Here is a 22171-nt window from a genome sequence, read left to right as displayed (position 1 = left end):
CTTAAGCCGGGTTTTAATATTATTGTTGCTTTTTCCAGACATTGTTATCCGGGTTAAAATCCGGCAATGATTTATCAGGGTCATAAGTAACCGACTCTATCTCTTCTGTTGATGGGTATTTTACAACAAAGCTGTTGTTGCGTTCCCAAATTTCGACAGGCAGTTTCAGGCGCTCCACTTTACCGCTAACGGTTTTTACTTCGAGGATCACCGGCATGGCCATTTTCTCCATATTAGTAATGGTGATCAAAGCTCCTTTAGATGCATCGTTGTTTATATATTTAACATCGTTTACGGCAACATCTAAACGCCAGTTGTTTACAAACCAGCCCCTCCAGAACCATTGCAGGCTCTCTCCCGAAGCATTTTCCATGGTACGGAAGAAGTCATCAGGGGTTGGGTGCTTAAATGCCCAGCGGGCTATATAGGTTTTAAATGCAAAATCAAAACGTTCAGGGCCTAAGATCTGCTCGCGCAATAATTTTAAGCCTGTGCCTGGTTTAAAATATAGCAGAGTGCCGTTGTTGGCTTCCTTCAAATTGTCGGGGTTGCTTAACACCGGTTCAAGGGCTGGCCTTGTTAAGGAGCCGCCTACCTTCTGCATATCAACCGGATTTTTAGGTGCATACTCGCCTTTATTAAAGTCGGCAGTGCTTAAGGTGTTAATAAAGGTGTTAAAGCCTTCATCCATCCAGCCGTATAAGCGCTCGTTTGATCCTACTATCATAGGGAACCAGGTATGGCCAAATTCGTGGTCGTTAACACTCCAAAGTGAACGGGTCTTTGCTCTTGAGCCGCAAAACACAATACCCGGATACTCCATACCGCCTACTATACCGGCAACTGCAGTAGCTGCAGGGTAAGGGTACTCAAACCATTTTTGTGAATTGTATTCGATAGATTTTTTAACGTACTCTGTTGATCTTCCCCATGCATCATTGCCATTGCTTTCTACCGGGTAGGCCGATATAGCTATTGATTTTTTACCGCTTGGCAGATCCATTTTGGCGGCATCAACAATAAACGATGCCGATGATGCCCATGAAGCATCACGCGCGTTTTTGATCTTAAATTTCCAGGTAAGTTCTTTTTTACCCGCGGGACGCGATGCCGGGTTAGTTACCTCATCGGCAGAACGGATAATTACTGTGCTCTCGCTTTTTGCAGCCTGTGCCCAGCGTTTAACCTGCTCTGGTGTGTATACTTCCTGCGGGTTCAGCAATTCGCCGCTTGCTACCACAATATGGTTGGCAGGTGCGGTAATGCTCAGGTCAAAATCGCCATACTCCAGGTAAAACTCACTCGGCCCGGTGTAAGGCAACGCGTTCCATCCCATTATATCATCATACACATACATACGCGGGTACCACTGTGCAACGGTATATATTTTACCATTTTTAGTGTTTTGGATGCCGGTACGGTCAGATCCATATTCAGGAACGATATAAGAGTACTCTATGTTCAGTTTTATTTGGCCGCCATTTGGGGTAACAGCCTGCGGCAAAAATATCTGCATGCGGGTATCGTTGATCAGAAATTTCAATGCGACAGCCGGTTTGCCTTTAGCGCCCAGCATTTTTACCGATTTAATTTTATAACCACCATCGGGCATTAAACCGCGGCCACCATTACGGCTGCCGCTTGGGGGGATAATAGCTGTACCTCTTGAATCAGCCTTAAAAAGGTTCTGATCTACCTGCATCCACAAAAAGCTTAAACGCTGCGGGCTATTATTGGTATAAGTTAAAACCTCGGTACCGGTAACTTCATTAGTTTGGTCATCCAGTTTTGCTGCCAATTGATAATCGGCACGGTTTTGCCAGTATTTAGGGCCTTGCTGCCCATCTGCCGCACGAAACTCCGAACCATTTTTGGTGTAAAATAAAGGCGCGAAAGCGTCATGATAATTATAGTTTGATACAGGAGCGGTTGCGGGGGGCGTTTGCTGTGCCTGACTAACACTGCTAATACTTAGTATAGCCAGTGAAAAGCTGGCAATCAGTTTAAATTTCATCTTTTGATAATTGTTTAAGCAAGTATACTGTAAAATATTATTGTACAGAAAGGGTAAACGTTTTGTTACCTTATTGTAATGCTTAAATTAACCTGTAGGATGAATTTGTTTTGAAAGATAAGCGATTAAAACCCTACTGGTTCTCGCGAAATATGCAGCTTAGGCCAATCTCATCTTAACGCTTAAACACCGCAGCAGTTTCAGGCGGGTTGTGTAAAGGGCAGCGAAGGTAGCGCAGCGGACGTAGCTGTTTATTAAGAAACTAATGATTACGTAAGAGGCTTCTGTTATTGAAGCTTGATTATGATAATAGTTATATTTGTTGAGTAAATGACTATTACCTAAACTGTTACTCTTCAAATATGGCTATACATGCTGTTAACAAGACCATTGGACAATATGAAGTTTCCAAAGGCTTTAAAAAAGATGATTTAAGACCATTGATAAATGATTCTATTATTTCTTCAATTCAGTTCTCATCACCGCTTACTGAAAAGGAAATCGATTCTTTAGAAGAGGTGGTTTTTTCTCAACGACCGGATATTACCTTAAGAATTTATGGCCATTATATGGAAGAGTGTAACTTAAGTTTTCTCCGACGAATGCCATCATTGAGAAAAGTTTCTGCTGATTGCTTGAGGAATGCGAAGGAAATTGAAGTCGTAACAGAGCTTAAGAACCTTGAAACCCTTGGGGTTGGGATATTTGAATTAGATAATTTCGATTTTTTATATGAAATCAATCCTGGTTTGAAAGAACTCTATTTACAACAAACGCGATCAAAAAAACCGAAGATTGATGCAATCGCGCGATTTGTTCATCTCGAAGAGTTATATCTCGAAGCACAGTCAAAAGGCATAGATGCTGTCAATACCTTGAAGAAATTGAAAAAAATCACGTTAAGATCTATTTCAACTCCTAACCTAAACTTTCTAAGCGGATTAAATCAGCTATGGTCGGTAGATGTAAAATTAGGGGGAATTAGAGATTTTAACGCGTTAAAATCTCTTCAGAACTTAAAATATCTGGAACTTTGGCAAGTAAGAGAATTGTCTGATATATCATTCATTTCTGATCTAATAGCGTTGCAAAGCTTGTTTATTCAATCGCTCCCAAATGTTGAAGAGCTTCCCGGTTTTAATAAATTAAATAAACTTAAACGTATTACACTCGACAATTTAAAAGGATTGAAAAGGTTAGATGTTTTGAGAACTGCTTCTGCATTAACAGAATTTATTTATACGATGGCCCAAAATCAAGAGCCGGAGAATCTCTTACCAGCATTAGAAAACAAGAGCGTTAAAAGTGTTTTTTGTATGTTCGGTAGCGACAAGAAAAACAATCGTTTTAAAGAGTTGGCAAATAAATTTGGAAAAAGTGAGTACCAATACAATAAGTTTTTGTACCAATGATCAAGTTAATCATACGTTTAAGGAGTTTATAAATAAAACGCTAAGCGCAAGGGAGATTACTTTTTAAAGTGATCTGCATATACAGCTTCATCAAAACCAAAAAACAGGAAGTCGCCATCCTCAATAACGGGGCGTTTGATCATGCTGGTTTTTTGCTGCAGCAATTGCAGGGCATCATCCTTAGTTTTAATGCTTTCTTTAACGGCAGGGTCAAGCTGTTTCCAGGTAAGGCCCTGTTTATTCATGAATTTTTCGTAACCCGCCTTTGCATCCCATTCGTTCAGCTTACCGGTGCTTACACCCAGTTTTTTAAAATCCTGAAACTCGTAAGCCACATTGTTTGTCTTTAACCAATCAAGCGCTTTTTTAACTGTATTGCAGTTAGTAATGCCATAAACTTTCATGCCCGCAAATTAATTAATTTCTGCTACCTCCGCTGGTATCATCATTATTAATTCCACGCTCATTCTTTTTAATTGTGCTGTTAAGCTTGCCAAACTTATAATTAAAGCCCAGGCCAATGGTACGGTAAAACTGGTAACTGTAATTGGTGGTACTAAAATCTGCTGTTTTGGTATAAAAATCAAGCTTTATAAACTTGCTGAACGGGCCATTTACATATAAGGATAAGGTGGCCTTTTTGTTAAACAGCTCTTTTGATACGTTGGCGCCATAACCTATATAATAATTGTCTGTACCCTGCAGTAAAACATAACGGCTATCAAAACCCAGGTTCATGCCAACGCGGTAACCATCATCAAACTTGTAGCTGCTGTTAGTAAACACGTGGCCCTGCTGCCCGCTGTTGGTAAAGTATTCGCCGTTGTAAGTACCTTTTAGCCAAACCTGCATTATCTCGGCATTTACATTTACGTTTAGTTTAGGGGTAATTGGCATGTTCATGTTTAGATCTAAAGCCAGGTTTTTGTTTTTACCCACATTGGCAAATGTTGTTGTGGTAACATTGCCATTTACGCTTGCCAGGTTCTGAATGGTATTGTTAGCAAATGAATAACTGCTGCTGAGGTTAAACGATCCTTTAGTGAAGTTACCGTAGCTCAGTTCAAAATTATTGTTTACCGCCGGGCGCAGGGCGGGGTTACCTACAGTAATATACAGCGGATTAGATGTATTTATAAAAGGGTTAAGCTGATAAATGCCCGGGCGCTGAATACGCTGGGTAAAACCAAAAGTTAACGAACTGTTTTTAAGGGTGCGCTGTATAGATACGGATGGCACTACGTTATTAAAGCCCTGATCAAGTTTGGTGTTTGTTGATGAAAAATCTGCCGCGATACTGGTACGCTCAAAACGGGCGCCGGTTTTAAACGTCCACTTGGTAAGCTTTAATAAATAAGAGTTGTATGCGCTGTAAACATCCTGCCTGTATTCAAAATTGTTTGTTTGTGTTGCATCCGGAATGTACTGGCCACTGGTAGCATCTAAAACATCATTGTGGAAATTGCTGTAACTGTTCCTGTCTATCAGCTTACCCCCTGCTTCAATGGTCATATTTTTTAACGGGTGCACATAATCCAGTTGAGTGGTATGCTCTTTTGAACCGGCTTCGTTAAACTGGCGGTAATCTGTAGTATTACCGGGGCTAATATCATTTAACGTGCTATTGCCATTATTACTGTATTTGTAAGAGGCTGTTAACAATTGGTTTTTATTTCTTTTGAAACCGTGCTGATAGTTCAAGGCAAAATCGGCCCCGTGATATTCGCCGGTGCCATTGTTTGTAGTGGTATAACTGGTTTCAACGCCTGCATCCCGCTGCATTGTAAACTGGTTATTCCCCTGTGTATTTGAGTTATTATAATAGTTAAAAGAACCCGTTAGTAAATTAAGAGTATCGGCCTCAAAGCTTAACTCGGTACTTACATAGCGGTTGTTGCCCCCGTTAAACCTTTCGCCACTTTGAGAAATGCTTGATGGTTGTTTAAAAAACTGTGTTTCGTTTGCAAATGGCGAAGAACGCTCTGGCCTGTTGCCAATACCCGTAAAACCGTTTACGCCAACCTTGCCCTGTTTTACAGTAAAGTTTACATTTGAGCGGTAACCAAATACCGAATTGTAATTGGCATTCACCGATCCATTATAACCCTGATCGGCTTTTTTTACGGTGATGATATTGATGATACCCGCCAAACCTTCTGCATCATACTTGGCAGGCGGCGTGGTTATTACCTCTATTTTAACAATGTTGGTCCCCGGCATGGCCTTTAATATATCCGACGGGTTGCGGGCCATCAATGCCGACTCTTTACCGTTCAGTAATATTTTATAATTACCGCTTCCGCGAAGTTTTATATTATCGTTCCCATCAACTGACAGTAAGGGCACTTTACGGATCATATCCAGCGCGGTAACAGATTTACTTTCAGGGTCGGCCAGTACATCATAACTGATCCGGTCAACTTCCTGTTTCATGAGCGGGCGGGCACCCACAACTGAAACCTCTTTTAACTGGTTACTTGTTGGCGACAATACTATCCTGCCAACATCATCCACAGCTTTACTCCCGCTTATATTAAAAGTTTTTGTTTTATAACCAACATACACCAACGACAGCTTGTATGCTTTTGCCGGGAGTTTACCCATTTCAAAAGTACCGTCATCTTTGGTGAGCATGCTTTTAACCGGTGCATTGGTGGCTGGGTCTGTTATAGCTATGGTTGCATAGCCAAGGGGTTTATTTACTGTCGAATCTATCACAACGCCCTTAACAATAATAGTTTGCTGTGGGCCCTGGGCAAATGTTATCGCATAAAAAAAACAGCCAATCGCTGCCAGTAAAAGTGTTTTCATGTAGATGCTTTAGGTGATAAGACACTCAAAGCTACAGTATCGTTGCACTAAAAAATATTTTTTAACGCTTTTTAACTAATTACTTAGGTAACAAATATATTACTTATTGAATTTGGTCATGGTAAGCTCTGTGCCAATGGTGGCAAAGCTTTTTATCATTTCAATAGATCGGTCTATCAGTGCGGGGAGCTCGGGTTTTTCGTCGTCGTCAAATCCACTTAAAACATAATCCACCTGGCGGCCCTTGGGGTAATTATCACTTACACCAAAACGCAGGCGGGCATATTCATTATTCCCTAAAGTAGCCTCAATATGTTTTAAGCCATTATGGCCGGCGGCGCTGCCTTTGGGTTTAAGTCGCAACGTGCCAAGTGGCAAAGCAATATCATCTACAATCACCAATACATTTTCTACCGGGATCTTTAATTCCTTCATCCAATGGTTGAGGGCTTTGCCGCTAAGGTTCATGTAAGTGGTTGGTTTAATAAGGTGCAGCACCCTGCTTTTGTAAGCTATCTCGGTGTAATAAGCATGGCGCATGCTGTAAAACTTTACGCCCTCCTGCTTTGCAAACTCATCAAGCACCATAAAGCCTATGTTGTGCCGGGTATCAGCATACTCGGGCCCTATATTACCTAAACCAACAATTAAATATTTCATACCCCCTCCGCCCCCTAAAGTGGGAACTTTTTTAGAACCGCAATTATACAAAAATAGCGATGGGTTTAAAACCCATCGCCGGCTTATTCTTCTTAAACAAAAACAGCGATAGGAAATCCTATCGCTGTCTAAATACCTTATTCCCCCTTCAGGGGGTTAGGGGGTTTATTTTTTGCCTGCTTCTTGTTCAGCCTGGCGTAATGCACGTGAAGTAGTTACAGATACAACTGTATCTTCTGCCGCGTTGGTGATAGTTTGGTTTGTTAACTTAATATCGCCTACACGTACTGATTTACCAACTTCAAGCTCGCTGATGCTTACTTCAATGTTATCTAAATGATCTTTAGGTAAAGCTTTGATACGCAGTTTACGTAATTTCTGCACTAATTTACCACCCACTTTAACACCCGGAGAAGTACCGGTTAATTTTACAGGGATCTCAATAGTGATCGGTTTCTTTTCATCTAACAATAAAAAGTCGATGTGGATAAGCTGCTCCGTTAATGGGTGGAACTGCATATCTTTAATGATAGCTTGTGATTTAACACCAGATACTTCAAGGTCGATGAAATGAACATCCGGCGTATAAACTACGGATCTCAAATCAGCTGCGGACACTGAAAAGTGGGTTTGAGTTGGCCCACCGTAAAGTACTGCAGGCACTAAGCCCTGGTAACGCAGTTCTTTAGCGTCTCTTTTCCCTACGTTCTCTCTTGGAGAACCGCTAATAGCAATTGATTTCATTATTTGTATTTATTATTCAAAGCCATACCAACATGGTATGGATATTTTTAAGCCTCACCCCAACCCCTCTCCAAAAGAGAGGGGCTTAGATAAGCTATTTATTCATTTCATTAGCCTTTTAAAGTCCTCTCCTTTGGAGAGGATTTAGGTGAGGCTTTTCATTAGCCCTTTTCAAGTCCTCTCCTTTGGAGAGGATTTAGGTGAGGCTTTTCATTAGCCTTTTAAAGTCCTCTCCTTTGGAGAGGATTTAGGTGAGGCTTTTAATCTACCCTAAACAGCTGGCTTATTGAGCCATGTTCGTTTACGTTGCTTATTGCTTTTGCAAAAAGCTCGGCAGTTGATAGTACCCTTATTTTAGGGCTTGTTTGTTTTAAAGGGATGGTATCAGTAACTATCAGTTCAGACAATGCCGAATTTTCGATAGTTTCATAAGCCTTACCAGATAAAACCGGATGCGTACAAACCGCACGTACACTGCGCGCGCCACGCTCCATAATTAAGCCGGCCGCTTTTGCAAGCGTACCTGCTGTATCGCAAATATCATCAATCAGTACAATGTCCTGGTCGGTAACGTCTCCTATAAGGGTCATGCTTTCAATTTCATTTGCGCGCTTGCGGCGTTTATCGCAAATTACCACTTCGGCATTAAAGAACTTTGCAAAACCACGGGCTCTGTATGAGCCGCCCATATCCGGCGATGCAATGGTTATTTTACCCAACCCAAGGCTTTTTATATAAGGCACAAAAATAATTGATGCATCCAGGTGATCTACCGGTACATCAAAAAATGCCTGGATCTGCGCAGCGTGCAGGTCCATCGTCATGATACGGTTTATACCTGCTGCTACCAGTAAATTTGCTACCAGTTTTGAGCCAATGGCAACACGTGGCTTATCTTTCCTGTCCTGACGGGCCAAACCGAAGTAAGGTATAACTGCTATAATATAATGGGCAGATGCACGGCGGGCCGCGTCTATCATCATTAGCAGTTCCATCAGGTTATCAGTAGGCTGGTGTGTGCTCTGTATTAAAAACACATCGCAACCACGGATAGACTCGTTAAAATGGGGCTGAAATTCGCCGTCGCTGAAACGCGATACAACTACATCGCCAAGTTCCTGGCCGTAAGATGCAGCGATATTTTTTGATAGTTCCACTGAACCGGAACCTGCAAATAGCTTAACTGTATTAAACTGTAAAGGCATCTTTTTTTGGATTTCGAATTTCGGATGTTCAATTTCGAAATAAATTCTCTATCTCCCTATCCCTTTAGTATCAACCAACCCCGTATAAAAGCAATTCGGATTTCAACTTTTCTATCAGATCTTAATCCGAAACAGAAAATTCGAAATCCGAAATATTCTATGTTGCCCGACCAGGATTCGAACCTAGACAAACGGTACCAAAAACCGTCGTACTACCATTATACTATCAGGCAATCTCCTATGGTATGTTATCCATCCCAAAAAGGAATGCAAATATAAGACGAAATTTCAATACTCAAAAGCAAAATTTAAAAAAGTCTTTTAAACCGCTAATCATCAAGCTGCTATACGTTAAAAAGTGTTAAGGATTAACGTTTTTAGCCTCAACATCATAATTCTTTTACTAATTTCGGCTTATAAAAACCTTTGCAATACTGTAATCCGACATATGAACTTCAATAAAACCAACAACATTTTTGGCTGGGCCACATTTATTTTAGCGTCTATCTGCTACATTTTAACCCTTGAACCATCCACCAGTTTTTGGGATTGCGGCGAATTTATTGCTTGTATCTACCGGTTACAGGTAGCACACCAGCCGGGCGCGCCATTGTTCACCATGATAGGTAAGGTATTTTCCCTGCTCTCATTTGGCAATAATAATAAGGTGGCCTACTATACCAATATGTCGTCGGCACTGGCAAGTGGTGCAACCATCATGTTTTTATTTTGGACCATCACCGCGCTGGCTAAAAAATTACTGATAAAAGCTAACGAAGAAATTACAAGCACTAACCTGATATTAATTATAGGATCGGGACTGGTGGGTTCACTGGCTTACGCCTTTTCTGATACCTTCTGGTTCTCGGCGGTCGAGTCTGAAGTTTACGCCTTATCATCATTATGCACGGCTATAGTTTTTTGGGCCATTTTAAAATGGGATGCCCATGCAGATGAGCCCCGTGCCGATAAATGGATTGTTTTTATTGCCTATGTAATGGGCCTTTCTATAGGTATCCACCTGCTTAACTTACTGGTTATACCTGCAATAGCGCTGGTTATTTATTTTAGGCGGGCAAGCAATGTTACCACAAAGGGCACCATCTGGTCGTTTATATTAGGTGTAATTACGGTAGCTATAATCTTGTGGGGCGTTATTCAGTTCACGGTTAAAGGCGCGGCCTTTTCTGATCTGCTTTTTGTGAACTCCCTGGGGATGGGCTTTGGCAGCGGGGCCATTGTATTTTTTGTACTGGTTATTGGCGCGCTGGTGGCCGGTATTTATTATACCATTAAACCATCAACCGCGGTATTAGTCATTACAATTGCCTGCTTCGTGTTATTATTGTCCATTAGTGCAGGTTTCATTGGCTTTGTAGCCGCCGTTGCGGTATTGGCCTTATCAGAATATGTTTTAAAAGTGCGCGAGAAACGTGCTGCACTTAACCGCGTTTTAATTTGCGCGGTGTTTATATTGTTTGGTTACAGTTCCTTTGTGATGATAGTTATCCGCGCTAAGGCCGGTACCAACCTAAATAACAGCGACCCGCAGGATGCCTTCGCCCTGAACAGCTATTTAAACCGCGACCAGTATGGCGATACCCCATTAATGTATGGTGAGTATTTCGATTCAAAAGCGATTGAGCAAACCGATGGCCCTAACATCTATCGCCGCGGCGAAAAAAAATATGAAGTAGCAGGTAAAAAGCTGAATACAATTTATGACCGCAACACCCTGTTCCCGCGTATGTTTAGCCAAAAGCCAAACCACCCGCAGTTTTACAGGGAGTGGTCGCAACTTGGCCCCGAAGAACACCCTACCATGGCTACCAACCTGGGCTTTTTTGCCAGCTGGCAAATTAACCAAATGTACACCCGCTATTTCTTATGGAACTTTGTGGGCCGTACCAATGAAATGGACGGGCAAACCAGCAATGCAAGTATTGATGGCAATTGGACAAGCGGATTAAACTTTAAAAAAGAACTGCCAAAATCAGTAACCGAAAGCAATGCCTACAACAGGCTTTATTTCCTTCCGCTGATTATTGGGCTGCTGGGATTGGTATATCACTTTAAACGCGACCAGCGCGATGCGGGCGTGGTAACCGTGCTGTTCTTTTTCACCGGTTTAGCCATTGTGCTTTACCTTAACCAGGACCCTCTACAGCCACGTGAGCGTGATTATGCTTACGCGGGCTCGTTCTATGCCTTTGCTATATGGATTGGCTTAGGTGTATTAATGATAGCCGAATTCATCAGCAAAAAGCTGAATGCAAAAACCGGTGCCATGATAGCTACCGCGGTTTGTTTGTTAGCAGCACCGGTATTAATGGCCAGCCAGGAATGGAACGACCATGACCGCTCTACCAAAATGACGCCGCATGATATGGCATACAACTACCTTAACTCCTGCGCGCCAAATGCGATACTTTTTTGCTTTGCCGATAATGATACCTACCCGCTTTGGTACATTCAGGAGGTTGAGGGCGTTCGGCCGGATGTGCGGATAGTAAACCTGAGTTTGCTGGGTACTGATTGGTACATCCGCCAGATGAAGCAAAAAATGAATGATTCTGATCCGTTGCCTATCACCATGCCTAACGATAAGTTTAAGACAGGGGTTCGTGATGTTATTTACTATAACGATAGTAAGGTAGCCGGCCCTACCGAACTGAAGGAGGTTTTTGATTTTATTACATCTGATGATCCGCAAATGAAAGCGCAGTTATATGAAGGTGTTGAAGCCGCAAATTATCTGCCTACTAAACACTTTAAGCTTACTGTTAATGCCGATGAGGTAATTAAGAACGGTGTTGTGCCCGCAAATGAGCGCAGCCGTATTATACCTGAAATGGACTTTACCTACGCAGGCAACTATGTGACTAAAGATAACCTGGCCATTATGGATATCATAGCGCATAATAACTGGAAACGCCCCATATACTTTACCGTTACCGCCGGTACCGATAATATGTTGGGCATGGAAAAATATATGTATAACGAAGGTTTTGCTTTCCGCTTAATGCCTTTTGCGCCTGATACTACCATGCAAACGCTTGAAAGCAGCAATACCGGTATCATGTATAATAACATGATGAACAAGTTTAAATTCGGCAATTTTAAAACCGCTAAAAATCTTGATCATGAATCGCTGACTTTGTTTTATCCGCTGATGACCCGTATGTACACTACCCTTGCTGATAACCTGATAAAAGAAGGTAAACCTGAACTGGCCAAAAAAGCGATAAAGAAATATGTAGACAACATGCCGGATGCAATAATGACTGCCGACCTGGCCATCAAAAAATACTATCTGGCCGAAAGTGCTTTCCATGCCAATGATGTTGCTGTAGGGACAGGAATAATTAATAGTGTTAACGGCTACATAACAGATCAGTTAAATTATAACTACGCCCTGTTACAAAAAGGTGCCGACCAGGTAAACCCTCGCGATGTGCAACTGGGTATGTGGTTACTAAATAATATGGTTACCCTTACTAAAGACTATAACCAAACACAGCTAAACAATAAGCTAAGCGCCCAGTTAAAAGATTACGGAAGTAAGTTTGCAGGCCTGCCGATGCCTAATCAATAAATTGAATTTGACATTTTGAATAAAAGCGGCCATGAGCCGCTTTTATTATTTATGGAGGTTATGTTTCCTTTGTCAGTACCACAGGTGTTCGGAAGATTGATATTGCTAACAAAATCCCCCTCTTGAGAGGGGGAGCGTTGATGGTGCGGCTGCAGGGGTGTGTTAACCGCGTAGAAAGGACACACCCCTCCACCCCTCTCAAGAGGGGAATCGCACATCCCGCCGTTTTTTGTCTTTGTTGGTGACAACAACAACCAGGGCGAAGTATTTTCTTAAAACAACCAGGTCATGCTGAATTTATTTCAGCATCCCTCAGGACGGTTATTCGCTTTACAGATAATCCATTGCTAAGCATGTATTTTACTTTGCCAGAGAGATGCCGATATACATCGTCATGACCGCCTACTTTATTTCTTTTATGCCCAAACTCCTTCCTTGGGGAAGGGTGCGGCTGCCTGTGAAATGGCGGGTAGGGGTTATTTGCGCCAATACCTATCTCATAAACCCCTCCCTGCACCCTCCCGTTGGGAGGGAATCGCACAACCCGTCGCTTCTTTTTATCTTCCCCTGGTCGAAGTTTACAAACTTCGACCTAAAATGTGTTAAAGCTTTCAGCTTAACCATTTCGGAAGCAATTTTAAAGATAGTTCGTTAAGATATTGCGGTGACCATAATGTATTTCTGACGGGTTAAGCTTGCTTACTTTACAGCTGCAATTCGTCTTTTTAAATCTTCATTGTTAGGATTTAACTCCAATGATCTCTTGTAGTTCGCTAAACCTTGCGCTTTATCTCCTATTTTCAAATAGGCTTCACCCAGGCTGTCATATGCATTGAACGATCCCGGGTAGGTGATAGTGTTCAAACTAAATATTTTAATCGCATCCTGCTCATGTCCAGATCTCAGTAAGTAGTAGCCGAGTGTGTTCAATTCCGATTCGGCATAATTAAAATCATTTTTATTTGACGACATTTTTATTCGGTTATAAAGCGTTATAGCAGAATCTATGCCCTGAGCTTTGGTTTGTGTATAAATCCACGGCCCAATACCTCTTGGAGGCAGATCATATGGCTTTCCATTCAGTATATTGATTATTGCAGTACGCATACTAAACATAACAGAGTGTCGCAGATTACTTATATGTATAATATTTATGTGCTCGCCCATTAGAATCTCATCGTATGCCTTAAAACCATAGGAAGAGCCGTTATGAAAGATATTTCTTTTGCCGTTATGGGTGCTAACCCACCAGCCGAAGCCGTAACTCCGGTCACCATATATATCATCTTTTTGCGGGATTGACGGCGCAAATGCTTCCTCCTGGGTTTGTTTTGAAACCAGTTTATACGTATATAGAGATTCGTCAAATTTTGCTATGTCACCTACAGTGGATATTATAGAAGCACAGCCACCCTCAAATGAATCAGCGTCGTTTTTGCTCCCAAAAAGGTCATATCCGATGGCTCGAACTTTGATGCGATGCTGCAATTCTGTCACTGCTGTATTGTGCATACCCAAAGGAGAAAAGATATTTTGAGTTAAAAACCCATTCAAAGACTGGCCTGAGATCTTTTGAATAATCATACCCAATAAAGTATAACCGGCATTACTGTATTCAAACTTGCTGCCGGGCTCGAATTTTAAAACGGTTTGTTTTTGCATTATTTTAAAAACATCCTGTTCGGTCATATCCGGAAAGTCTTCAAATCCTTCCAATCCGCCTGTGTGCTGTAAAAGGTTCCGAATAGTTACCGCTTGCATGCAGGATGGCAAATCAGGCAGGTAATTTCGTATGGATTGCTCATAGCGGAGCTTGCCCCTTTCTTTCAGAATCATAATGCCCATCGCAGTGATTGGTTTAGATAAGGATTGCAAATAACCGGGTGTGTTTAATGAATATGGTTTCCGATGTTCCCTGTCAGCCATACCAAACGCTTTTTTATAGAGGACATGACCATGATCGGTAATAAGGATTGCGCCTGTAAATTGTCCTCTTTCGTACAGAGTATTCATCAAAGAATCGATTTTCTTATTCTTCAAAACCCTGTCATTTGGATTGGGCTGTGCAAGAACCTGATTAATAGGAAATACAAATACCATTAAGAGTAAGAATCTATTCATGCATTAAAGACGTTTTGAAAATTAAAACGTTACAGGATTTTAATGGTTATCGAACTTTACAGACAAGCATGTATTTTACTTTGCCAGAGAGATGCCGATATGCATCAGCATGACCGCCTATTTTATTTTGATATTATTAATAAAACTCCCCTCTTGAGAGGGGGAGCGTTGATGGTGCGGCTGCAGGGGGTGTGTTAATCGCGTAGAAAGGACACACCCCTCCACCCCTCTCAAGAGGGGAATCACACATCCCGCCGCTTTTAATCTTCCGGCCCCCTCGTCCGGCGCAAGTATCACCCTAAACAACCAGGTCATGCTGAATTTATTTCAGCATCCCTCAGGACGGTTATTCGCTTTACAGAAACTCATTGCCAAGCATGTATTTTACTTTGCCAGAGAGATGCCGATATACATCGGCATGACCGCCTATTTTATTTCCTTAAAACAACCAGGTCATGCTGAATTTATTTCAGCATCCCATCAGAACGGTAATTCACTTTACAGATAATCCATTGCTAAGCACGTATTTACTTTGCCAGAGAGATGCCGATATGCATCGGCATGACCACTTATTTATTTCTCGTCAATTAAACGACTGCCTGAACTCCAATGGCGAAAAATTGGTTTTTGTCTTAAATAACTTGCTGAAGGACTGCGGATGTTCAAAACCCAACTCGTAAGCGATTTCACTTACCGATAAACCGGTGGTGGATAATTTTTGCTTTGCCCTCTCTATCAGGTTATCATGTATGTGTTGCTGGGTACTTTGGCCGGTTAATGTTTTAAGCAACCCGCTTAAATAACCGGGCGATACATTTAATGCTTCCGCGATATATTGAACAGTTGGCAATCCTTTTTTTGATAAGGTATCGCTGTTAAAATATTCTGTAAGGATATCCTCGAAACGATTCAGGATATTATGGTTGGTTATTTTTCTGGTTATAAACTGCCTATGGTAAAACCGTTCTGCATAAGTAAGCAATACTTCCAGCTGGGCCACAATAAGGTCTTGACTAAACTTATCAATATTGGTATGATATTCCTGTTCAATGTTCTGTAAAATGCCCACTATCATGGCCTCTTCTTTCTCCGACAGGAACAAAGCTTCGTTTACAGAATAATCGAAATACTCGTACTGTCTTATTTTTTTTGCCAAAGGCGTATTCCAAAGAAAATCGGGATGGATCAGTAGCATCCACCCCGACTGCTGTATTGTTGTATCCTTCTCTACCTCAATTTTAAGAATTTGACCGGGCGACATAAAAAACATTACACCTTCATTAAAATCAAACTCCTGCTGACCGTATTTCATCCGGACATTGAAATTCCTTTTCAACGCGATGGAATAAAAATCCTTTACTAAACTTGTTTCATCTTCGGCCAAATGCATGATGTGTTCTAAATTTATTACGCTGATCAACGGATGCTCTGGCTTAGGCAAATTCCTAAACTGATGAAATTCGCTTATCGTTTTAAACCGACGAGGTTGGATGCTTGCCATATTACAATATACTTACTTTTGTTTAAAGGCCGCTGCAAATTCCTTTGCAAAATCTGTCACCTTTACTTTTCCCATAACCGCTGGTCTGTTGCGGTAATAGTCTTCCGCTAACAAACCGCTGTGAAGCCCCGCGTACATTTCTACCAGGCCGGCAGCTATGCCTGGGTTCATTCCGGCTGTTGTTAAACCATTTAACATTTGCTCATCAGATATTATTATCCATTTCAAATCAGGCTTCCCTATGGCTTCACCCAAGATCCGGGCAGTTTCGCTGGCCGAAAGTTCTTCACTCGCCACGTAACGTATTTTTCTACCTGCAAACGGGGTCTCGAGTTCCTCTGCAATGGCAGCAGCAATATCTATGGGCGATACCCAGGGTACAATATCATCCGCGCCGTAATTGGCGGCAATAAAGCCCTCGCTTTTTATCATAGCCACATAACCGTATAAATTGTAGTAGAAAGAAGTAGGGCGCATATGCGTAATGGCTACATCTGACGGCAATTCATTAAGTATATTCTGTACATTGTGAGCGCCAAGCAAGATCCCCGAGCCTTTTTCTAAATGGGCGCCAATGGTGCTCAGGTTAACCACACGCTTTACGCCAGATTGTTCAATAGCTGCAGCATAGTTGAGCCCAAGCCCGCGATAATACGCTAAAAGGTCAAGGTTGGGATCAAAGTAGTTGTTTGGCGGCACCATTACATAAACGGCATCTGCGCCGGTAAAGGTGTTTGTAAGAAAGTCTGCGTCTTCCAATGAGCCAATGGCGGCGGTAGCACCTAAGGCCTCAATATCTTTTTGTTTTTCGGGCTTGCTGCTGATAACCGTAACCGCATGTCCCTTTTGCACTAACGCTGTTGTAAGTGGTTGGCTGATGTGTCCTACCGAACCTGTTACTATGATTTTCATTTCTTTGTTTTTTTGTTTCAACAAAGTTCCGCAGCAACAAATAAGCAGATGTAGCCTAATCTCCTGTTGTTGTAGTCGAATATGATATTTGGTTAAGTCGGGCGCAGACGGCGTTCATACAAGCACCAATTTTTCGGCAGCCATTCAATTCTTCGTAACAATCCATCCTTTCAAGTGCTCTAATAGCCACAACCCATCACCATGAAAAATATCTGCAAAGCACTACTCCTGTTTTCACTCATTACTATCACCAATATATCATACGGCCAAAGCAAAGCAGTACTTATTGATTCGATGCTGCACCGTACCAACCGCCTCGGTTTATTCAACGGTAACGTTTTGGTAGCCGATAAGGGCAAGATCATTTATCAGGCAGCTTTGGGTTATGCCGATGCATCCAAACAGGTTAAGCTGACAGAACAGTATCGTTTTCATATTGGTTCTATCGCCAAAGAATTTAATGCAGTTGCTATAATAATGCTGAAAGAAGAAGGCAAACTTAACCTGGATGATAAGGTGGCTAAATATTTCCCCCAACTGCCTGCATGGGCAAACCAGATCAGTATAAAAAACCTGCTGCAATACACCAGCGGACTACCCGATGTTAAATGGCAAACTGTTAAAAGCGATGCCGATAACTGGGCCGACCTGCAAGCATTAGATAAGCTAAATTTTGAACCCGGCACCAACTATGCCTATAACAACAACAATACTTTTTTACAGCGCAGGATAATTGAAAAAGTTTCGGGCATTTCCTTTAAGGAGTTTGTTGAGCAGAGGATGCTGAAGCCGCTTAAAATGACTACCGGCATTATTGATCCGGATGATTCGGCTCTTTTGATGGCGAAAGCGTATAACAACAAACTTAAACAGGATGCACTGATATACCCTATCACCGGCTGGACCGCCCTCACCCTAACCGATTTTTATAAATGGGAACAAGGGCTGGAAAACTTTAAGCTGATTAGTCCGGCAGCTACTTTAGAAATACTGACGCCCTTTGGCCCAAACAAGCAATGTGGTTTGGGTGGCGGTAATATGGAAGGTGGTAAGATCATTAATCATCAGCATGACGGTACGAGCCTGAATTACCAGGCGCTGCTAACCGGCCATACCAAACCGGGCATTACCATTATCCTGATGACCAATAACAAACAGAACAACCTGTATGATCTTAACCGTGTCATAGAAGCGATATTGGATGGCAAACCTTTTCAACAACCCAAAAAATCAATCTTAGCAAATTATCAACCGCAACTGGATAGTTTAAGCGGCGACCAACTGCTATCACTTTACAATGACCTAAAAGCTAAGCATGCTGCTGAATATGGTTTTGAAAATGAATCAACCCTAAATGAGATAGGTTACTACCTGCTTAACAAAAAACGAGTGGATGATGCCATTACTATATTTGACTACAACACCAAACTTTTCCCAAAATCAGGAAATGTTTATGATAGCCTGGGCGAAGCTTACTACGGTAAAGGCGACAAGCCAAAAGCGCTTCTTAATTACAAACGTTCTTTAGAATTAGACCCATCCAACACCACCGCAAAAGCTGTAATTGCGGAATTAGAAAAAAAGTAAAATTAAATACATATCAAGTGCGAAAATTTAGAGGTATTTAGAGATTTTTAGAGGTTTATGTAATAGAAACAAGAGCACTAAATAGAGGTATAAAACCTTGCAATAAAACGAAAAAAGCGGCTAATTAGCCGCTTTTTTCGTTTATGTTTTTTTGTTAAAAGCTTAGTCTTCAAGCACTACGCCCATATTGCAGAATTTTTCAATGCGTTCTGCTACCAGTTCGTCAATGTTACGTTCGCCTAAAATTTTCAAGTCTTTCAGCAATTGCTTTTTAAGGGTAGCTGCCATGACAACCGGGTCCTGATGGGCACCGCCAAGGGGTTCTTTTATCACGCCGTCTATCAGCTTATTCTTTAACATCTCTGCCGAAGTTAGCTTGAGCATTTCTGCAGCGCGTTCTTTATGTTCCCAGGTTTTAAACAGGATAGTTGAGCAGTTCTCAGGTGATATTACCGAATACCATGAGTTATCCAGCATCATTACTTTATCGCCAATACCAATGCCCAATGCACCACCTGATGCACCTTCGCCAATAATAACGCAAATAACCGGCACCTTTAACACCGACATTTCCAGCAAGTTACGTGCAATAGCTTCGCCTTGTCCACGTTCTTCGGCCTCCAGGCCAGGGAAAGCCCCGGGGGTGTCAATTAAGGTAATAACCGGTTTGTTAAACTTTTCGGCCATTTTCATCAGCCTTAGCGCTTTACGGTAACCTTCGGGGTTGGCCATACCAAAATTGCGGTACTGGCGCTCCTTGGTATTGCGGCCTTTCTGATGGCCGATAAACATAGCGGTTTGCCCGTTCATGGTACCAAAACCGCCTATAATAGCCTTATCGTCACCTACTGTCCGGTCGCCGTGCAGTTCTATAAAGTCGTCACACATCAGCTCCAGGTACTGCAAAGTATACGGCCTTTCGGGGTGACGGGATATTTGTACTTTTTGCCAGCCGGTTAAGTTGGCATATATTTCTTTCTTGGTTGCTTCCAGCTTCGCTTCTAACTCCAACACAGTAGCGGTCATGTCCAGTTTGTTCTTTTCTTCAACCTGTTTTACCTTCTCTATCTGTTGCTGTATTTCTGCCAGCGGTTTTTCAAAATCAAATGTAATCTTCATACAATTTTATTGGCCGCTAAATTAAATAAATCAAACGGCATATTGTCAATTATGATTTTTTGAATGTTTGCAATTTATTAATCTGCTGTGGCGATAATAGCTTATAGGTATTATAGGCCGCCATTAAAATAGCTATCCGCAGTTCTCCCTGGTATATTCCCGTACGATTTGCGTAAAATAAAATATCACCTTCTGTTAGCTTTTTTGTCCGGAACATATTGTCAAGCTTGGTTTCATTTGTCACAATAAAACCGCCCATTTCTATTTTTTTGCGCTTTAATTCAGTAGTGATCTTCGTTAAAGCGGCAATCTGGTTAGGGCTAAGGTCAAGTTCTTTCTTATACTTTAAAGCCTTTTCGGAAGGCGGGAAGCCATTTAATTCGGCTACAAGGCCCATTCCGTATTGATCCTGGCCTTTTATTAAAGCGTTGTACTGTTCCGTGGTCAACGTTTTTATTGGCGATGGCTTTAGCAAGCTATCTGTGCTTTGTGCTTTTGTATTTAGGCTAATGAAAAACAGTAAGATTATGGCAAATAATAATTTAAGCATCCTGATCAGTTTTTTAAGTTTTGAGAAATGCGCAATTATTGAGCCAAACGGGTCAATAATTGCACCAACAACCGCTACTCCACCTTAATTACTTTTGTCCTTTTACTTATTCCATTTTCATTAAACGCCTCTATCTGGAAATAGTATGGCAGGCTTTTTTCCATACCGTTAAAATAGTACTCGTTTACGTTATACACCATAATGTTGTTGTACAATTTATCGGGCGCTATGCCCATATAGATAGTGTAGCCTACAGCGCCATCGGTTTGGCGCCAGCGGAGCCATGAATTATGCCGTTCGGCATCACCACGAAGTACAGTAAGGTTGCGTACCGTATCCGGTGCCATGCCTGTCCCCTTGCCAAATACCCGGAAACCGGATAAGGCAAATTTACCCGTTGGCATATGCAGATTGGTTATTTTTAAATAACGTGCTTTAACAGCGGTTTTCAATTCCACATAATCATGCGGAACATCTTTTTTGTTCTTGCTTTTATCTACCAGTGTTTTCCAGGTTTTACCATCAAGAGAAGATGATATCATATATTGATGATATACGCCCAATGATTTCCCCATAAAAGTAGCATCCTGATCGGCATAGTTAATTTGGATAGCTTTTACAGTGCTAACTTCGCCCAGATCAGTCTTTAACCATTCGCCTTTGTTGGCAGTTTTTGCGCTCCAGTAGGTTTTTATATCTTCATCAACAGCCAGGTTTGGCACATAAGCCCCTAAAGTTGATGATACTTCTACAGGTTTATTATAATTCAGCAGCATCCAGCCGGTAAAATTACCTTTCAGGTGATCTTCCTTGCCTGCCGGCAAATACTGCGGGTAATCGCCATAGGCGGTGTTAGAATACAGTGTACCGTCGCTATCAAACCCGGCAGGCCAAAAGCCAATACGGCGCTCAAAATTGTTTTTCACATCAAGTACCATGGTAGAGATATGCCAGTAATTGCCATACTTATCTGCCCAGGTTGCGCCATGCCCTGCCCCTTTAGCAAAGCCTCCCGGCTTGTAGCTAAACGGATTATGCTTTTGATAGATGAACGGGCCAAGCGGCTTATCGCCCACATAAACACCATCGCCATAACCCCTGCCTTCGGTACCCGGCGAGGCATATTGCAGATAATATTTACCGTTGTGCTTATTCATCCATGCACCTTCCATAAAGCCGGTTAAGAAAACATTATCGTTATTTTCACCAAAACGCTCCCAGCCATGCTCCTGCCAGTTAAGCTTTATCATTTCTTTTTTTGGGCCGATCGGTTCAAAGGTTTTGCGGTCTATCTCCTGCCCATAAAGCGGCAGGGTATTGCTTGAACCGTGGTAAATGTAAACCCGCCCGTCATCATCCGCGAACATGCCCGGGTCCCATGCCCCTACCTGGAAATAATCTTTAGCCGCCTTCCAGGTATCATGTGTGGGGTCGGTACTCATCCACAGGGTAAAATCTTTATTATAAGTTGAGCCAATAACCAGCAGCGTATCGCCCAAAACCAAAGTTGCCGGCGCGCAAAGTTCATCACCCTTTACCTGGTTGTAAGGACGAACAAACTTGCGGGAAACAAACTTCCAGTTCAGCATATCCGGGCTCCACCAGTAACCAAATTGGTTGGTGCTGAACAGATAGTAATTGCCCTTAAAAAAAGTCATGGTTGGGTCGGCAGTAGCACGATGCTTTCCCCATGCAGCAAAGTTCTCAAACGGCGTGTAGCCATAATCCAAATTCAAAGGGTTACAATAAGTAAGGCGCCTGGTTTGTGCCGATAAATGCATCGACCCAAAACAAAACAGGAGTACTAACAGTAAACGGTTTACAGTTTTCATAGCCGGAAAGATTAGTATCTGGTATATTGGTTAGGAATGGCTAATATCTGCTTTTATCGGGGATAAAAGAAAAAAGGCGCTTTAAATACTTAAAGCGCCTTTAGGTTA

General features: G+C 42.0%; 16 protein-coding genes and 1 tRNA gene. 4 read left to right on the top strand and 13 right to left on the bottom strand.

Features of this window, described 5'->3' with window-relative positions; all coding sequences use genetic code 11:
- Positions 1–19 precede the first annotated feature (19 nt).
- A complete protein-coding gene (locus WC743_RS23810) occupies positions 20–2014 on the bottom strand; it encodes a M1 family metallopeptidase (protein WP_373016061.1) in 1995 nt (664 codons plus the stop codon).
- A 362-nt stretch (positions 2015–2376) separates the two neighbouring features.
- Between WC743_RS23810 and WC743_RS23805 the strand changes: the two genes are divergently transcribed.
- Entirely contained in the window at positions 2377–3426 is a 1050-nt protein-coding gene (locus WC743_RS23805) for a hypothetical protein (protein ID WP_373016060.1), read from the top strand.
- Positions 3427–3482: 56 nt separating this feature from the next.
- Here the strand turns inward: WC743_RS23805 and WC743_RS23800 are convergent, their stop codons facing one another.
- From WC743_RS23800 to WC743_RS23775, 6 genes are all read right to left on the bottom strand, one after another.
- Entirely contained in the window at positions 3483–3830 is a 348-nt protein-coding gene (locus WC743_RS23800; protein WP_373016059.1) for a Spx/MgsR family RNA polymerase-binding regulatory protein, read from the bottom strand.
- Between the two features lie 13 nt (positions 3831–3843).
- Positions 3844–6237: a TonB-dependent receptor domain-containing protein gene (locus WC743_RS23795; RefSeq protein ID WP_373016058.1), complete on the bottom strand. Its 2394-nt coding sequence runs from the start codon at positions 6235–6237 to the stop codon at positions 3844–3846.
- Between the two features lie 99 nt (positions 6238–6336).
- Entirely contained in the window at positions 6337–6897 is a 561-nt protein-coding gene (pth, locus tag WC743_RS23790) for an aminoacyl-tRNA hydrolase (protein WP_373016057.1), read from the bottom strand.
- A 165-nt stretch (positions 6898–7062) separates the two neighbouring features.
- Complete coding sequence (locus tag WC743_RS23785; RefSeq protein ID WP_373016056.1) at positions 7063–7641, bottom strand: 50S ribosomal protein L25/general stress protein Ctc; 579 nt, start codon at positions 7639–7641, stop codon at positions 7063–7065.
- A gap of 260 nt (positions 7642–7901) precedes the next feature.
- Positions 7902–8846 (bottom strand): ribose-phosphate pyrophosphokinase, encoded by a 945-nt coding sequence (locus WC743_RS23780; RefSeq protein WP_373016055.1) that lies wholly within the window; start codon positions 8844–8846, stop codon positions 7902–7904.
- A gap of 162 nt (positions 8847–9008) precedes the next feature.
- Positions 9009–9079 (bottom strand) — tRNA-Gln (locus WC743_RS23775).
- A 215-nt stretch (positions 9080–9294) separates the two neighbouring features.
- On the opposite strand from WC743_RS23775, the gene WC743_RS23770 reads away from it, so the two are divergent.
- The gene (locus WC743_RS23770; protein ID WP_373016054.1) at positions 9295–12441 is read left to right on the top strand and encodes a DUF2723 domain-containing protein; all 3147 of its coding nucleotides are present in this window, start codon (positions 9295–9297) and stop codon (positions 12439–12441) included.
- A 699-nt stretch (positions 12442–13140) separates the two neighbouring features.
- On the opposite strand, the gene WC743_RS23765 is transcribed toward WC743_RS23770, so the two are convergent.
- Positions 13141–14541 (bottom strand): serine hydrolase, encoded by a 1401-nt coding sequence (locus WC743_RS23765; protein ID WP_373016053.1) that lies wholly within the window; start codon positions 14539–14541, stop codon positions 13141–13143.
- A gap of 334 nt (positions 14542–14875) precedes the next feature.
- Here WC743_RS23765 and WC743_RS23760 point away from each other — a divergent pair, with 334 nt between their 5' ends.
- Positions 14876–15070: a hypothetical protein gene (locus WC743_RS23760; protein ID WP_373016052.1), complete on the top strand. Its 195-nt coding sequence runs from the start codon at positions 14876–14878 to the stop codon at positions 15068–15070.
- A 75-nt stretch (positions 15071–15145) separates the two neighbouring features.
- Here WC743_RS23760 and WC743_RS23755 read toward each other — a convergent pair whose 3' ends face one another.
- The gene (locus WC743_RS23755) at positions 15146–16063 is read right to left on the bottom strand and encodes a helix-turn-helix domain-containing protein (RefSeq protein WP_373016051.1); all 918 of its coding nucleotides are present in this window, start codon (positions 16061–16063) and stop codon (positions 15146–15148) included.
- Positions 16064–16075: 12 nt separating this feature from the next.
- The gene (locus WC743_RS23750) at positions 16076–16975 is read right to left on the bottom strand and encodes an NAD(P)H-binding protein (protein ID WP_373016050.1); all 900 of its coding nucleotides are present in this window, start codon (positions 16973–16975) and stop codon (positions 16076–16078) included.
- A gap of 201 nt (positions 16976–17176) precedes the next feature.
- On the opposite strand from WC743_RS23750, the gene WC743_RS23745 reads away from it, so the two are divergent.
- Complete coding sequence (locus WC743_RS23745; protein WP_373016049.1) at positions 17177–18562, top strand: serine hydrolase; 1386 nt, start codon at positions 17177–17179, stop codon at positions 18560–18562.
- 162 nt (positions 18563–18724) lie between these two features.
- Here WC743_RS23745 and WC743_RS23740 read toward each other — a convergent pair whose 3' ends face one another.
- From WC743_RS23740 to WC743_RS23730, 3 genes are all read right to left on the bottom strand, one after another.
- Positions 18725–19681 (bottom strand): acetyl-CoA carboxylase carboxyltransferase subunit alpha, encoded by a 957-nt coding sequence (locus tag WC743_RS23740; RefSeq protein WP_373016048.1) that lies wholly within the window; start codon positions 19679–19681, stop codon positions 18725–18727.
- A gap of 49 nt (positions 19682–19730) precedes the next feature.
- Positions 19731–20231 carry a hypothetical protein gene (locus WC743_RS23735; RefSeq protein WP_373016047.1) on the bottom strand — a complete coding sequence of 167 codons (501 nt, stop codon included), beginning with the start codon at positions 20229–20231 and terminating at the stop codon, positions 19731–19733.
- Positions 20232–20305: 74 nt separating this feature from the next.
- Positions 20306–22063 carry a family 43 glycosylhydrolase gene (locus WC743_RS23730; protein WP_373016046.1) on the bottom strand — a complete coding sequence of 586 codons (1758 nt, stop codon included), beginning with the start codon at positions 22061–22063 and terminating at the stop codon, positions 20306–20308.
- Positions 22064–22171: the final 108 nt, after the last annotated feature.

The organism is Mucilaginibacter sp., assembly GCF_041660805.1.
Lineage (GTDB): Bacteria > Bacteroidota > Bacteroidia > Sphingobacteriales > Sphingobacteriaceae > Mucilaginibacter.
Note: the sequence above shows the minus strand (reverse complement) of the source record. Positions and strands in the feature narration are given on the sequence as shown.

Coding starts and splice junctions, on each gene's coding strand:
- WC743_RS23730 (WP_373016046.1), bottom strand. CDS start 22,063: ATGAAAACTGTAAACCGTTTACTGTTAGTACTCCTGTTTTGTTTTGGG.
- WC743_RS23750 (WP_373016050.1), bottom strand. CDS start 16,975: ATGAAAATCATAGTAACAGGTTCGGTAGGACACATCAGCCAACCACTT.
- WC743_RS23760 (WP_373016052.1), top strand. CDS start 14,876: ATGCTGAATTTATTTCAGCATCCCTCAGGACGGTTATTCGCTTTACAG.
- WC743_RS23780 (WP_373016055.1), bottom strand. CDS start 8,846: ATGCCTTTACAGTTTAATACAGTTAAGCTATTTGCAGGTTCCGGTTCA.
- WC743_RS23745 (WP_373016049.1), top strand. CDS start 17,177: ATGAAAAATATCTGCAAAGCACTACTCCTGTTTTCACTCATTACTATC.
- WC743_RS23800 (WP_373016059.1), bottom strand. CDS start 3,830: ATGAAAGTTTATGGCATTACTAACTGCAATACAGTTAAAAAAGCGCTT.
- WC743_RS23735 (WP_373016047.1), bottom strand. CDS start 20,231: ATGCTTAAATTATTATTTGCCATAATCTTACTGTTTTTCATTAGCCTA.
- WC743_RS23765 (WP_373016053.1), bottom strand. CDS start 14,541: ATGGTATTTGTATTTCCTATTAATCAGGTTCTTGCACAGCCCAATCCA.
- pth (WP_373016057.1), bottom strand. CDS start 6,897: ATGAAATATTTAATTGTTGGTTTAGGTAATATAGGGCCCGAGTATGCT.
- WC743_RS23810 (WP_373016061.1), bottom strand. CDS start 2,014: ATGAAATTTAAACTGATTGCCAGCTTTTCACTGGCTATACTAAGTATT.
- WC743_RS23785 (WP_373016056.1), bottom strand. CDS start 7,641: ATGAAATCAATTGCTATTAGCGGTTCTCCAAGAGAGAACGTAGGGAAA.
- WC743_RS23755 (WP_373016051.1), bottom strand. CDS start 16,063: ATGGCAAGCATCCAACCTCGTCGGTTTAAAACGATAAGCGAATTTCAT.
- WC743_RS23770 (WP_373016054.1), top strand. CDS start 9,295: ATGAACTTCAATAAAACCAACAACATTTTTGGCTGGGCCACATTTATT.
- WC743_RS23795 (WP_373016058.1), bottom strand. CDS start 6,237: ATGAAAACACTTTTACTGGCAGCGATTGGCTGTTTTTTTTATGCGATA.
- WC743_RS23740 (WP_373016048.1), bottom strand. CDS start 19,681: ATGAAGATTACATTTGATTTTGAAAAACCGCTGGCAGAAATACAGCAA.
- WC743_RS23805 (WP_373016060.1), top strand. CDS start 2,377: ATGGCTATACATGCTGTTAACAAGACCATTGGACAATATGAAGTTTCC.